13 protein-coding genes are annotated in these 13,271 nt (G+C 64.3%); 12 read left to right on the plus strand and 1 reads right to left on the minus strand.

Annotated features, from left to right (window positions below):
- The first annotated feature begins 4 nt into the window (after nucleotides 1–4).
- From D9R08_RS14530 to msrA, 3 genes are all read left to right on the plus strand, one after another.
- Nucleotides 5–565, plus strand: coding sequence for a YcbK family protein (locus tag D9R08_RS14530; protein WP_121898784.1), 561 nt, complete (start codon nucleotides 5–7; stop codon nucleotides 563–565).
- Nucleotides 566–710: 145 nt separating this feature from the next.
- Entirely contained in the window at nucleotides 711–1,160 is a 450-nt protein-coding gene (msrB, locus tag D9R08_RS14535; RefSeq protein WP_121898785.1) for a peptide-methionine (R)-S-oxide reductase MsrB, read from the plus strand.
- Nucleotides 1,157–1,663, plus strand: coding sequence for a peptide-methionine (S)-S-oxide reductase MsrA (msrA, locus tag D9R08_RS14540; protein WP_121898786.1), 507 nt, complete (start codon nucleotides 1,157–1,159; stop codon nucleotides 1,661–1,663). The genes msrB and msrA overlap by 4 nt, the downstream gene beginning before the upstream one ends.
- A gap of 139 nt (nucleotides 1,664–1,802) precedes the next feature.
- On the opposite strand, the gene D9R08_RS14545 is transcribed toward msrA, so the two are convergent.
- Nucleotides 1,803–2,771, minus strand: a complete 969-nt coding sequence (locus tag D9R08_RS14545; protein ID WP_121898787.1) for an aldo/keto reductase — start codon at nucleotides 2,769–2,771, stop codon at nucleotides 1,803–1,805.
- Nucleotides 2,772–3,053: 282 nt separating this feature from the next.
- Between D9R08_RS14545 and D9R08_RS14550 the strand changes: the two genes are divergently transcribed.
- The 9 genes from D9R08_RS14550 (at nucleotide 3,054) to D9R08_RS14590 (ending at nucleotide 13,078) form a co-directional block, all read left to right on the plus strand.
- Complete coding sequence (locus tag D9R08_RS14550; RefSeq protein WP_121898788.1) at nucleotides 3,054–4,100, plus strand: GntR family transcriptional regulator; 1,047 nt, start codon at nucleotides 3,054–3,056, stop codon at nucleotides 4,098–4,100.
- Nucleotides 4,097–5,635 (plus strand): ABC transporter substrate-binding protein, encoded by a 1,539-nt coding sequence (locus D9R08_RS14555; RefSeq protein WP_121898789.1) that lies wholly within the window; start codon nucleotides 4,097–4,099, stop codon nucleotides 5,633–5,635. The genes D9R08_RS14550 and D9R08_RS14555 overlap by 4 nt, the downstream gene beginning before the upstream one ends.
- A 180-nt stretch (nucleotides 5,636–5,815) precedes the next feature.
- Nucleotides 5,816–6,796, plus strand: coding sequence for an ABC transporter permease (locus tag D9R08_RS14560; RefSeq protein ID WP_121898790.1), 981 nt, complete (start codon nucleotides 5,816–5,818; stop codon nucleotides 6,794–6,796).
- A gap of 4 nt (nucleotides 6,797–6,800) precedes the next feature.
- Nucleotides 6,801–7,691: an ABC transporter permease gene (locus tag D9R08_RS14565; protein ID WP_121898791.1), complete on the plus strand. Its 891-nt coding sequence runs from the start codon at nucleotides 6,801–6,803 to the stop codon at nucleotides 7,689–7,691.
- A gap of 40 nt (nucleotides 7,692–7,731) precedes the next feature.
- Nucleotides 7,732–8,673, plus strand: coding sequence for a succinylglutamate desuccinylase/aspartoacylase family protein (locus tag D9R08_RS14570; RefSeq protein WP_121898792.1), 942 nt, complete (start codon nucleotides 7,732–7,734; stop codon nucleotides 8,671–8,673).
- A 20-nt stretch (nucleotides 8,674–8,693) separates the two neighbouring features.
- Complete coding sequence (locus D9R08_RS14575; RefSeq protein ID WP_121898864.1) at nucleotides 8,694–9,683, plus strand: ABC transporter ATP-binding protein; 990 nt, start codon at nucleotides 8,694–8,696, stop codon at nucleotides 9,681–9,683.
- Complete coding sequence (locus D9R08_RS14580; protein WP_121898793.1) at nucleotides 9,673–10,659, plus strand: ABC transporter ATP-binding protein; 987 nt, start codon at nucleotides 9,673–9,675, stop codon at nucleotides 10,657–10,659. The genes D9R08_RS14575 and D9R08_RS14580 overlap by 11 nt, the downstream gene beginning before the upstream one ends.
- A gap of 8 nt (nucleotides 10,660–10,667) precedes the next feature.
- Nucleotides 10,668–11,918 carry a metal-dependent hydrolase family protein gene (locus tag D9R08_RS14585; protein WP_121898865.1) on the plus strand — a complete coding sequence of 417 codons (1,251 nt, stop codon included), beginning with the start codon at nucleotides 10,668–10,670 and terminating at the stop codon, nucleotides 11,916–11,918.
- Entirely contained in the window at nucleotides 11,915–13,078 is a 1,164-nt protein-coding gene (locus tag D9R08_RS14590) for a hypothetical protein (RefSeq protein WP_121898794.1), read from the plus strand. The genes D9R08_RS14585 and D9R08_RS14590 overlap by 4 nt, the downstream gene beginning before the upstream one ends.
- Nucleotides 13,079–13,271 lie beyond the last annotated feature (193 nt).

The raw sequence follows: 13,271 nt of genomic DNA on the forward strand, positions 1-13,271 counted from the left end.
TTATATGACCAGGTCAACGTTTACGCGGCGCGCTTTGTTGCGCGTTTTCGCCGCCAGCGCTGTGAGCGCCGCACCGGTGATGGCAAATGCTTTCGGGTTTCTCCGCGGGGCCGGCGATATCCGCAAACTCTCCATGTATAACGGCCGCACCGGCGAAAGCATGGATATGATTTACTGGATCGACGGCGACTATGTCGGCCCGGCGCTGGACGAGGTGAACCACTTCATGCGCGACTGGCGCCAGAACGAGGTGCGCCGGATCGACACCCGCACCATCGACATCATGGCCGCAGCCCACAACCTGCTGGAAACCTCCGAACCCTATACCCTTCTGTCGGGATACCGCTCTGCCGCAACGAATGCGATGCTCCGCTCCCGCTCCCGCGGAGTGGCCCGCCACTCCCGCCATATGACCGGCGAAGCGGCGGATCTGCGGATCAACTCGCGCAGCGTCAGTCAGATCGCCCGCGCCGCCGCAGCCTGCAACGCCGGTGGCGTCGGCCGGTACTCCGGCTCCAACTTCGTGCATATGGATTGCGGCCCGGTTCGCACCTGGGGCCGCTAGGCACGAACCCCGCCGCCCCCGGCATCTCTCTTTTCGTTCCGCGTCCGGCCCCGCATCTGGCGGGGTCTTTGTTTTTCGCGTCGATGGACTTCGCGCCTCGGGCCCCCATATCATGGGTCGACGCGACAAACCGCAGGAGGAACAGATGGGCACCTATGCCAGAACCGAAGAGGCCATCGCAGCGCTCAGTCCCGAGGAATACCGGGTGACGCAGGAGAACGGAACCGAGCGTCCCGGCACCGGCGCGCTGCTTGGCAACAAGGAGCCCGGCATCTATGTGGACATCGTTTCGGGCGAACCGCTTTTCGCCTCGGCCGACAAATACGAAAGCGGCTGCGGCTGGCCCAGTTTCACCAAACCGATCGAGCCGGCCCATATCAACGAAGTGACCGACACCACCCATGGCATGATCCGGACCGAGGTACGCTCGGCCCACGGAGACAGTCATCTGGGCCATGTCTTTCCGGATGGCCCCCGGGACCGGGGCGGCCTGCGCTATTGCATCAATTCGGCATCCCTGCGGTTCGTCCACCGTGACGACATGGAGGCGCAAGGATATGGCGCCTATCTGGATCAGGTGGAGGACGTGGCATGAGCGCGCGCGCAGTTCTGGCCGGTGGCTGCTTCTGGGGCATGCAGGATCTTATCCGCAAGCGCACCGGGGTCGTGTCGACACGAGTGGGGTACACCGGCGGCGACGTTCCGAACGCCACCTATCGCAACCATGGCACCCATGCCGAAGCGATCGAGATCATCTTCGATCCGACGCAGGTCAGCTATCGCGACCTGCTGGAGCTGTTTTTCCAGATCCACGACCCCACCACGCTGAACCGTCAGGGGAACGACCGCGGTCTCTCCTACCGCTCGGCGATCTACTATGTGGACGAAGAGCAGCGGCAGGTGGCCCATGACACCATCGCCGATGTGAATGCCTCGGGTCTCTGGCCCGGCCCGGTGGTGACCGAAGTCGAACCGGTCGGCGATTTCTGGGAAGCCGAGCCGGAACATCAGGATTATCTTGAACGGATCCCGAACGGCTATACCTGTCATTTTCCGCGCCCCGACTGGATCCTGCCGAAACGCGCCGCCGCCGAGTGAGCCCGGCCTCGCGCGCCGGGCCTGCGGCGCGGCTCCCCCGGCGACGGGATTCCGGTTCAGCCCTGTTCAGGGACCGTCATGATTGCTCTGGCGCGGATTGGCGCCAGAGGTCTGCGCGCTGAACGAGACGCCGCGTGGGCTACGCGTGCCCCGCGACCGGTTTCGGCCTGTAGGCGGCTTCCAGCTTCGCAACCTCTTCGTCCGAGAGCGTGATCTCAAGGGCTGCAATCGCGTCGTCGAATAGTTCGACCCGTGAAATTCCGACCAGCGGGGCCGTGATACCGGGCCGGCTTGCCACCCATGCATAGGCGATCTGGGCCATGGAAACGCCCCGCGCCCCCGCCAGCTCTGATACGGCCTTTGCAATCTGGTCATCCTGTGTGCGGGAGGCGTCATAAAGCTGGTTCGCCACACCGTCTGACCCCGCGCGAACCGATTTTCTCGCCCCGGCAAGCACCCCGCGCGCAAGCGGGCTCCACGGCAAGACGCCAACCCCCTCGGCGCGGCAGAGCGGCAGCATCTCGCGCTCCTCCTCCCGGTAGATGAGGTTGTAATGCGGCTGCATCGAGACGAACTCGGCCCATCCATTGGCGCGTTGCAGGCCGATTGCCTTCATGAACTGCCAGGCGAACATGGATGACGCCCCGAGATAGCGCACCTTGCCCGCGCGCACGACGTCGTTCAGCGCGTCCAGCGTTTCCTCCAGCGGCGTTTCATAGTCAAAACGGTGCAGTTGCAGCAGGTCGATATGATCGGTCTTGAGGCGTCTGAGACTGCCCTCCACCGAATCCATCACATGCTTACGCGACAGCCCCCGGTCATTGGGGTCGTCGCTCATCGGGTTGTAGAGCTTCGTCGCCAGAACGATATTGTGCCGCGGCAGCATCGGAAGAAGAACCTCCGCCAGAACCTCTTCGCTTGCTCCGCGTGAATACATGTCCGCGGTGTCGAACAGGTTGATACCCAGTTCGACCGCTTTGGCGATGATCGGGCGGGAGGCCGCCTTGTCCAGAACCCACGGCGCCCAGTCCGGCGACCCGAACGTCATGCAGCCAAGACCAATCCGCGATACCTTCAGCCCCGTCCGGCCAAGATTGACATATTCCATAGTTACACTCCCCTTTTTGCCGATCTTCGGCGCGTTGGCCTCCAAACAGGCATTCGTGCCCGCCGATGAAACGCCAGGTTGGCCGGCCGCCAGGACCGCCCCCGAGAATCACCCATAAACTTAATATGATCGCGCAGGGACCCGGCGTGCATGGCTCCGGCGACCAAAAATACAGGCCATTTCAAGCGTTATACTCATCCATAACACTGATGGTCCAGAAAATCCTTGCTTCGTGTCGATCATTTTTACTAGGGTTCAAGTGATCTAAACGAGTATATCACTTTGGCCCTCGCATTCGACCCAAGCTATATCGACAAATCCCTGCCGGTTCCGGTTGGCCGGCAGCTTTACGGATTGATGAGCTACCTGCTGTCTCACGGCGATCTGCCGAAGGGGACCAAGCTACCATCGGTGCGTCAAATGGCGCGGGATGTGGGCATCGCGCAGGCAACGGTATCGCAGGTCTATCAGGATCTGCGCGACGCAGGCCTGCTTGAGATGCGCAAAGGCAGCGGAGCCTATACCTGCCTGTCGATCCCGCAACAATCCGACCATGGTCGCGGCTCCCTGCGTACCGATATCGAGATCCTGCTGAACAAGGCGGAGCGGCTTGGCATCAACCGCATGACCCTGGTGGCGATGGTCAACGCGCAGGCACAGCTTCGTCGCACCAGATCGGGACTGAAGATCGTCTTCGTGGCGGTGTTCGAAGGGCCCGGCGCGGATTACGTGGATGAAATCCGCCCCGTACTGTCGCCAAGCGACCGCATCTCGATCGTCACATTCGACCACCTTCGGGAAAACGAAAATGCCCGCAAACGCTGCCTGGACGCCGATATCGTGCTGACCTTCCTGCATCGGGAAACCGAGCTGACGGCGATTATCGGCGGCGCGAACATTCTGGGCCTGCGGTTCATTCCGTCGAACAACACCCGCAAGGCGCTTGCGTCGATCGATCCCAGGGCACGGGTTGCCGCGATCACGCAGCTTGAGGATTACATCGCCATCATGCGTCCGAGCGTTCAGCGTTTCGCGCCGCATGTCGCCGACATTCGCGTGGGCTGGTCCTATGCGCCCGATGTAGAGGCGGTGATCACGGAATCCGACGTCGTCATCTACGCCACCGGGGCCGATCATATCACCCGCCTCGTCCGGCCCGGCGTGCCCTGCTTCGAGTATCGTCACACCCCCGACCCGGCAGTGTTGGAGAACGAACTCGTGCCCAGGCTCACCAAGCTGCGCGAGGCCCTGGAGCGGCCCGACATGGGTGCGCGCGAGGGTGAAGGCGAACGATCAACAGAACTGCATCAAGGGGAGATGAAACAATGAAAAAGAAACTCATGACAGGCGTCGCCATCGCCGCGCTGACCGCGCTGACGGCGACCGCCACAACGGCCCAGGAAAGCCTCGTCATCGGCGCGGATGTCGATGCGGGCACGCTTGACCCGCGGCTGGCGCGCGACACGACGGCCTATCGAGTGGCCAATCTGATCTCGGCGGGATTGGTGCATATGACGCCTTCGCTGGAGGCCGTGCCCGATCTGGCCGAAAGCTGGGAAAGCCCAAGCCCCACAACGGTGGTGTTCACTCTGCGCGAAGGGCTGACCTTCTCGGACGGCTCGCCGCTCACCGCGGAGGATGTGGCCTATACGTTCGAAACCATCACCGATCCCGATTTCAACTCACCGGCGCGGGGGCTGTTCACGCCCATCGACAGCATCGATATCGTGGATGACCTTACGGTCCGGTTCAACCTTTCAGCACCCTACGCGCCGCTGCTGAGCTATCTGGACATCGGCATCGTCCCGTCCGATTACGCGGAGAACGGCGGCGACATGGCCCTGGAGCCGATTGGCGCCGGGCCCATGGTTCTGCAAAGCTGGACCCGTGGCAGCGAGATCGTGCTGGCCGCGTCGGACAGCTACTGGGCCGGCGCACCGGAGGTCGGCGAACTGACGCTTCAGGTCGTCGGCGACAACTCGGCCCGCGCCCAGGCCTTCGAAGCCGGGGATCTGGACGTGATCCAGTCGCCGCTGTCGCCCAATGACATCCAGCGCTATGCCGCAGATGAAAGCGTGGGCTCCGAGATCATGGCCGGGCTTGGCGTGACCTATCTGAACTTCAACACCGCCGATCCGCTTCTGGCCGACCCGCAGATGCGTCAGGCGCTGGCGATGCTCGTCGATCAGGACACGATCGTGAACCAGATCTATCAGGGTGTGGATCAGGTCGCCTCCTCCGTGATCCTGCCCTCGTCCTGGGCGTTTGATGCCGAAGTCCGGCAGCCCACATTCGATATGGCGGGCGCGGTGGCGATGCTGGCAGAGCTGGGCTGGAGCGACAGCGACGGCGACGGGGTGCTCGACCGGGACGGGGAAACACTCTCCATCGAACTTTCGACGCATAGCGAAGACCCGAACCGCGTTCAGTCGGTCGAGTATCTTCAGGCGGTGTTTCAGTCCGCGGGCATCGACACAAGCGTGCGCATCACCGACTGGCCCTCCTTCTCGACCGGGTATGTCCAGCAAGGCGAGCATCAGATCGCGCTTCTGGGCTGGCTGCGCATCACCGACCCGGACCGGATGCTGTTTTCGCAGCTGACCACCGGGGGCGGACTGAACTGGGGCGGGTATTCCAATACCCGGGTCGACGAGCTGCTTCTGACCGGGCGCACCGCACTTGATCAGGATGCGCGGGCCGCGGCTTACCGGGAGGCGGCGCAGATCATCGCCGAAGAGCTGCCCTACTACATCATTTCCTATCAGGGCTATCAGCTCTTCTATGATCCCGAGACAGTATCCGTTGTTGAGACCTCTCCCCGCGGCGGGTTTCGTGGCCTGATTGGAATGGGCGCGTCCGAATAGGACATGCCCACGTTGGCCGGCCGTGGAGTGCCCGCGGCCGGCCAACGACCTTGAACCGCCGCCCGGGCGCGATGCCGGAATGACCCGGCGGTGACCGCCCGCATACGCCGGTTAGCCGGCAAACCCGCGTGACCAGCCGACGACGCCACAGCCGATCAGCCCCGAACCGAGAGTGCCCCGATGACAGACTATGTGATCCGCCGGCTTCTGCTTTTCGTGCCCATGGCGATCGGCATCGTGATCGTGACCTTCTGCCTGCTGCTGCTGATCCCGGGCGATCCGGCGGCGGTACTGCTCGGCCAAGACGCCACGCCCGAAGGCATCGCAACCCTGCGCGAGGCATTGGGCCTGAACGACCCGTGGTACATCCGGCTTGGCAGCTACTTCGCGAACCTCCTGCGCGGGGACATGGGGTATTCCATATTCCAGAGCGCCCCGGTTTCCGACATCATTCTGGGTCGCCTTGGCGCGACGATAGAACTGGCCGTCGTGGCCTTGCTGATCTCGATAGTTTTCGGCGTGACCTTGGGTGTGCTCGCCGCAAACCGGCAAGGTGGCATCGTTGACGCCATCGCGATGCTGATCGCGCAGATCGGCATTTCGATGCCGGTCTACTGGCTTGCGCTGCTCCTGATGCTTGGCTTTGCTGTCCATCTGGGATGGCTGCCCGCCATCGGCCGCGAAGAGCCGCTGATCAGCGCGCTCGGCATGGCGCTGACGGGAAATGTGCAGCCCCTGCTCGACTCACTGGCGCATATCGCGCTGCCGGCCGTCTCTCTTGCGCTCAACTCCGCGGCGATCATATCGCGGCTGGTGCGCACCTCCATGCTGGAAGTTCTGCGGGAAGATTTCGTGCGCACCGCCAAGGCCAAGGGTGTCCGCCGCGGGACGGTGATCTGGCGTCACGCCCTGCGCAACGCGCTCCTGCCGGTGGTTTCGGTCATCGGTCTGAGGTTCGGCGCGCTTCTGGGCGGCGCGATCCTGACCGAGACGATTTTTGCGTGGCCCGGTCTTGGCCAATTGACGATCTCGGCGATCTCGCAGCGGGATCTGCCGCTGATACAGGGGATCGTTCTGACCTTCGCGCTGATCTACGCCAGCGTCACCCTGCTGGTCGATCTGCTTTACGCCGCAGTCGACCCCCGCATCCGGCTCAGGTGATCCGATGACAGATGCCACACCGAAACTCGCCGCCACCGCCGCCCGCAGGACAAGGAGCTTCTGTCTGCCCCGGATCTTCCGCAACGCGTCCCTGCTCATCGGGGCGACAATCACGGCAACCATCCTGCTGCTTGCGATCTTCGCGCCACTGGTGGCGACCCATGACCTGATGCAAATGGACATGCCGAACCGGTTCTCGGGCCCCTCCTCCGAGCACATTCTGGGCACGGACAATTTCGGCCGCGACCTGTGGAGCCGTCTGGTCCATGGCGCGCGGATCTCGCTCTCGATCGCGGTGATCGCGGTTCTGGCCTCGGCCGTCATCGGCACGATCGTCGGCCTGATCTCGGGGTATTTCGGCGGCTGGGTCGATTTGCTCCTGATGCGGATCACCGATGTGTTTCTGGGATTTCCGCCGCTGGTGCTGGTCCTGGCAGTGGTCGCGGTGATGGGCCCCGGGCTGGTCAATGTGGCGGTCTCTCTCATCATCGTATCCTGGACGGAATATGCACGCGTCGTGCGCTCCACCACCTTGTCTCTGCGGGAGCAGAACTACGTGCAGGCCGCGCGCGCCCTCGGCGCGTCATGGCCGCGCATCCTGTTCCGGGAAATCCTGCCCAACTCTCTGGGCCCGATCATCGTTCTGGCCTCGCTCGGGCTGGGAACCGCGATCATCTGGGAAAGCGCGCTCAGCTTTCTGGGCTTCGGATTGCCGCCCCCTGCCCCCACCTGGGGCTGGTCGCTGAGCTATGGCACGCGGTTCATCCGGGATGAGCCATGGATGTCCATCATCTCCGGGGCGGCGATCATGATCACCGTGCTGGGCTTCAACCTGCTGGGGGACGGGTTGCGCGACATACTCGACCCCCGACAGCAAACCCGCGGTAAGGGCTGACACACCCGATCCGATCCGCAAGACACCAACAGGAGCGAACATGGTCAAAGAAATTGTCAGGCACACGCCGAAGGTCACCACCCTTGCCGATGGCACGGATGCCGTCCTGCACATGACGGATCTGGTCGGGGAGGAGGCCGGGCCCCTTGTCGGGATCTCGGCATCGGTTCACGGCAATGAAAACTGCGGCAGCCAGGCCATCCTCGATCTCTTCCGCATCCTGCAGACCATGAAGATCAAGGGCCGGATCCGGTTGCTGCCGGTGGTCAATGCCCGCGCAATGACGGTGAATGCGCGGTTCAACCCCATCGATCATCTCGATCTCAACCGGCAGTTTCCGGGCGACCCGAACGGCACGTTTTCGCAGCAGCTTGCCGCCGCCCTGACGCGGGAGTTTCTGGGCAAGATCGACATGCATATCGACCTGCATTCGGGAACGGACCGGCCCACCGTGGATTATGTCTATCTGCTCAATGATGAGGGGTTGAGCCGCGCCTTCGGTTCGAAGCTGCTCTACCGCCCCGATGACGGCAAGCAGGGCACCACCTTCAGCGGCACCACCAAGGAGGTCACCATGCCCCGCGGCATTCCCGCCACGGTGATCGAACTTGGCGGTGGCATCGTCGATCAGGGCCCCTATATCGAGCGCATCGTCGCGGGTGTGCTGAACATGCTGCGGCATGCCGGGGTGATCGAGGGCGAAGAAGCAGCCCCCGGCGAACAGATCGTCGTGAACGAGATCGCCGGCATCCGGCCCACCACAGGGGGCTGGATCGAGCCGCTTTCGCCCCCGCTCGGGGAGCCCGTCAATGGCGGCGCGCCCTTGTTCCGGGTTGTCAGCCCCTACACGTTCGAGGTGCTGGAAGAGGTCTCCGCGCCCTTCGAGAACGGCATCATGATCATGGGCCACCTGACCCGCAACCTCGTTGAAGCGGGGGATTACGGCTGGATGGTCGGAAATCTGGAGGGATCGACGCTGTGAGCCAGACGGTCTCCGGGACCATGACGGATACGGCGCCGGAACGGGCGCCCGCGCTGGAGGTGCGCGATCTGAGGATCCGCATCGATGCGGAGGCGGGCAGTTTCACTGTGGTGGACGACATGTCGCTTGCGGTGCGTCCCGGGGAGACGCTCTGCATCGTGGGCGAAAGCGGCTGCGGCAAATCCATGACCGCCCTGTCGCTTCTGCGGCTGTTGCCCGACGGCGCCCATGTCGAACGCGGCAGTATCCGGGTGGGCGAGACCGATCTTCTGGCCCTCTCCGAACGGCGGGCGGAGGATATCCGCGGCGACCGGATCGCGATGATCTTTCAGGAGCCTCTGACCGCGCTCAATCCGGTGATGACCGTCGGCGCGCAGATCGCCGAGGCCGTCTGCCGTCACCGGGGCCTGTCCCGCAAGGCCGGTTGGGCCGCCGCCGTGCAGGCGCTCAGGGGGGTGCAGATGCCCGATGCGGAACAGCGGGCGCAGCAATACCCCCATGAGCTGTCGGGCGGCATGCGACAAAGGGCGATGATCGCCCTGGCGCTCTGCTGCGATCCGGCGGTCATCGTGGCCGACGAACCCACCACCGCACTGGATGTGACGGTGCAGGCCCAGATCCTCGGCCTGATGGCCAATCTTCAGCGGGAACACGGCACTGCGGTCGTGCTCATCACCCATGATCTTGCCGTGGTCGCCGAGATCGCCGACCGGGTCATCGTGATGTATGCCGGGCGCAGGGTCGAAGAGGCGGCGATCACCGATCTGTTCGATGCGCCGCTTCACCCCTATACGCGCGGGCTGATGGGCGCGATCCCCCATGTCGGCGGTGTCGGGCGTCTGACGGATATCCCCGGAACGGTCCCCCCGCTCTGGAACCTGCCCGAAGGCTGCGCCTTCGCGCCCCGTTGCCCGCTGGCCACCGCGCAATGCAGCGCCGAAACCCCGCCCCTGCGGGCGCATCGCCCCGGCCATTTGGCCGCCTGCTGGAATGTGACCCATGACGCCTGACACCTCCGATATCAACGGGCCCGTGCTGTCGGTCCGCGATCTGAAGGTTCACTTCCCGATCAGAAAGGGCGTCTTTCAGCGTCAGGTGGGCACCGTGCGCGCGGTCGACGGGGTCAGCTTCGATATCGGGCGCTCGGAAACGGTGGGGCTGGTCGGCGAAAGCGGCTGCGGCAAATCCACAACCGGGCTGGCACTTGCCGGGCTGGTGGCGGCGACCGAAGGCAAGGTGATGTTCGACGGCGCGCGCGTCGGAAGCAAGACCGGGCGCGATCTGGCGACGTATCGCCAGCGCATGCAGATTGTCTTTCAGGACCCGTTCTCCTCCCTCAACCCGCGCCAGCGGGTGCGCGATATCCTGCGCGCGCCGCTCGACATCCACGGGATCGGCGCGCCGGCGGAACGCCCGCAGATGGTGCTCGACATGATGGCGCGGGTCGGGCTGCGCCCGGATCAGTCGGCGAGCTTTCCACACCAGTTTTCCGGGGGGCAACGCCAGCGGATCGGCATTGCCCGGGCGTTGATGCTGAAACCGGACGTGATCGTCTGCGACGAACCCGTCTCGGCGCTGGATGTCTCGGTTCAGGCGCAGATTCTCAATCTTCTCAACGATCTGCAAGCCGAACTAGGGGTTTCGTTCCTGTTCATCAGCCATGATCTGGGCGTCGTCGAACACATCTCCCACAAGGTGGCGGTGATGTATCTGGGTAAGATCGTGGAAATGGCCGACAGGCAGGCGATCTTCGCCAACCCGACCCATCCCTATACCGAGCTTCTGCTCAGTTCCACGCCCTCGCTCGACCCCCGCAAGCGGCGCAATTTCACCGTGAGCAACGATGACGTACCCTCGGCAACGTCGATCCCCGCAGGATGTGCCTTTCGCACTCGCTGCCCGCTCGCATCCGACATCTGCGCGCGCGAGGCGCCGCCCCTGACCCCGCGCGACGGAACCCGCCTTGTCGCCTGCCACAACCGATGAGCCACGACATGACCGAACGCCCCCTCCTCCTCACCGGCGCCCGCCTTCTCGACCCGGAGGCCGGTCGCCTGCGCGACAACGCCTCGATCCTGATCAAGGGAGACCGCATCGCCGATATCGGGACCGGTATCCCCACAGCCGAGGGCGCAAGACAGATCGCGCTTGACGGCAAGGTCGTGATGCCCGGGATGATCGACTGTCACATGCATGTCGTCGCCTGGTCGCTTGATCTCTGGGGCAACATGATCGCCCCCTCCTCGCTGGCGGCATTGCGCGCGGCGGAGGTGCTGACGGAAACACTGGGGCGCGGCTTCACCACCATCCGCGATCTGGGTGGCGCCGATCAGGGGCTTGTTCGTGCGGTCGAGGAAGGGTTGGTTTCAGGCCCGAGGCTGGTGATCTGCGGCAAGGGTCTGTCCACCACCGGTGGTCATTGCGACCTGCGCCAGCGTACCGATGACCGGCCCGGCATCATGTCCGATCGCCTCGGCTCGATGGGTGTGCTGGTGGATGGGGTGGATGAGGTTCGCAGGATCTGCCGCACTTATATCAAGGAGGGGGCCGCGTTCATCAAGATCATGGCCAATGGTGGGGTCAGTTCACCCAACGACCCGATCCATTCCCTGCAATTCTCCCGGGCCGAGATCGAGGCAGCGGTGGAGGAAGCCGGGAATGCCGGGCTCTATGTGGCCGCCCACGTCTATACCGACGCGGCGATCCGCCGTTGCGTCGATCTTGGCGTGCGCTCGCTGGAACATTGCAATCTGATCGAAGCTGAAACCGCGGCCGAAGCGGCCAGCCGGGGCTGTATCGCCGTGCCTACGCTGGTCGCCTACGAAGCGCTCGCCCGCGAGGGTGAGGCGCTTGGGCTCGGCCCCGAGAGCATCGCCAAGATCGACACCGTGCGCGAGGGCGGCCGCCGCTCCCTGTCGATCATGCAGCAGGCGGGCCTCCCGATGGCCTTCGGTTCGGACCTGTTGGGGGAGCTGCGCAAATACCATTGCCTCGAACTGGAACTGCTGGCCGAGGTTCTGTCCGCGGCGGAGATCATCCGCTCCCTGACGAGCATCGGCGCGGAGCTTTGCGGCTTGACCGGGCGCGCCGGTGTGATCGCACCGGGCGCCTCGGCCGATCTGCTGGTCCTGGATGACGACCCGCTTGCCGATATCGGACTTCTGGGCGGCGACGGCGCGCATTTCAGGGCGATCATGGCGCGGGGCGCTTTTGCGAAGAACACTCTTCAGGAGAGAACGACATGAAACTCGGGCGCGATCTTGCGGAAATCACGGCAGGTGTCGATCTGCTCTATCGTGCGGGGCTGTCGGACGGCGACGTGCTGGATGCCGAAGGCCTGATCCCCGTGGCCGTTGCACCGGTTTCGCCGCGCCGCTTCCGCGACTGGCCAGAGGCAGAGGCCGCAATCAGCGCCCTGCTCGCCCGCATTCCCGGCGAGGCGGAAAATGCGCAGCGGGAGGGTTGGCTGACCGAAATGACGCTGTCCCTGGCATCGCTTGCGCGCATGTTCTCGGGCCGGAAACTCGGCTTCGCGGAGCGGCTGCGGGACCAGCTTCGGGTCACGCCCGCGCCGATACCCGCCGCTTTCCTGGACGGCTACCGCGCCGAACTCCGCGACGCGCTTGACGATCTGGGGTATCGAAGCGGGGATCTGAGCACCGATGTCGCGGCGTGGGAGGAATCCATTGCCGTGCCGTCCGAGGAGGTTCTGCCCCGCCTCTCATCGCTCCAGCGGGAGGCTCAGGCGCGCTCCCGCCGGCTTGTCTTCGACATCGGTGACGACTGGATCAGCCCAGAGGCGGTTTACGATAAGCCCTATGCCGCCTATTGCGACTATCCGGGCCGTCATCTGTGGCTGAACCTCGAGTTCAGCTATACGCTCGCCGACCTGAAACACCTTGCCACCCACGAGGCGTTTCCCGGCCATCTGGTGCATCTCGCCCGGCGGGAGGCGCTGGTGGCCCGTGGCGAAATGCCGCTCGACGGCGCACAGGTAGTGACGAACTCCGCCTCCAGCGCGCTTTTCGAGGGGATCGCGGATAACGGGATCGAGCTTCTGGACTGGATCGACGGCCCCGCGGATGTCGCCGGCATCGCCTTGCAGCGAATCCGCAGCGCCCTGCGGTGCAACGCCGCCTGGATGGTGTTCGAGGAAGGCGCGTCGATCGACGAGGCCGCCGCCGCAACCGCCGCCCCGTCGTTCCAGAGCACAAAGGTCACGCGCCGCCGCCTCGCCTTCCTGTCCCACGAATTGCGGGCGCCTTTCCTCTTTGCCTATTGGTGCGGCGATCACGCGGTGCATGAGTTCCTCAAAGCCACCCGCGACTGGGATCGCGAGGCGGTAATGCGCACCCTCTACGACGAGATGCACACGCCAACGACCCTCGCCGCCGCAGCCGCGTAAGGCCCGCCAATAAGCGGCATCGCGTATTGATCGGTCGCGGGCTCAGGGCATGGCCTCACCACTGCCGCTCCGTTGGTTCCCGAAAAGCACCGGATCCGGCGACCGCCTGAATGCACCAGAACTCGTCGTCACATGCGCCCGGCGGTCGGTTTGCTCGGATTTTCACCAACGACACGGACCGGGAGAGCCGTGG

The sequence above is a fragment of the Rhodophyticola porphyridii genome, assembly GCF_003688285.1.
Classification (GTDB): domain Bacteria; phylum Pseudomonadota; class Alphaproteobacteria; order Rhodobacterales; family Rhodobacteraceae; genus Rhodophyticola; species Rhodophyticola porphyridii.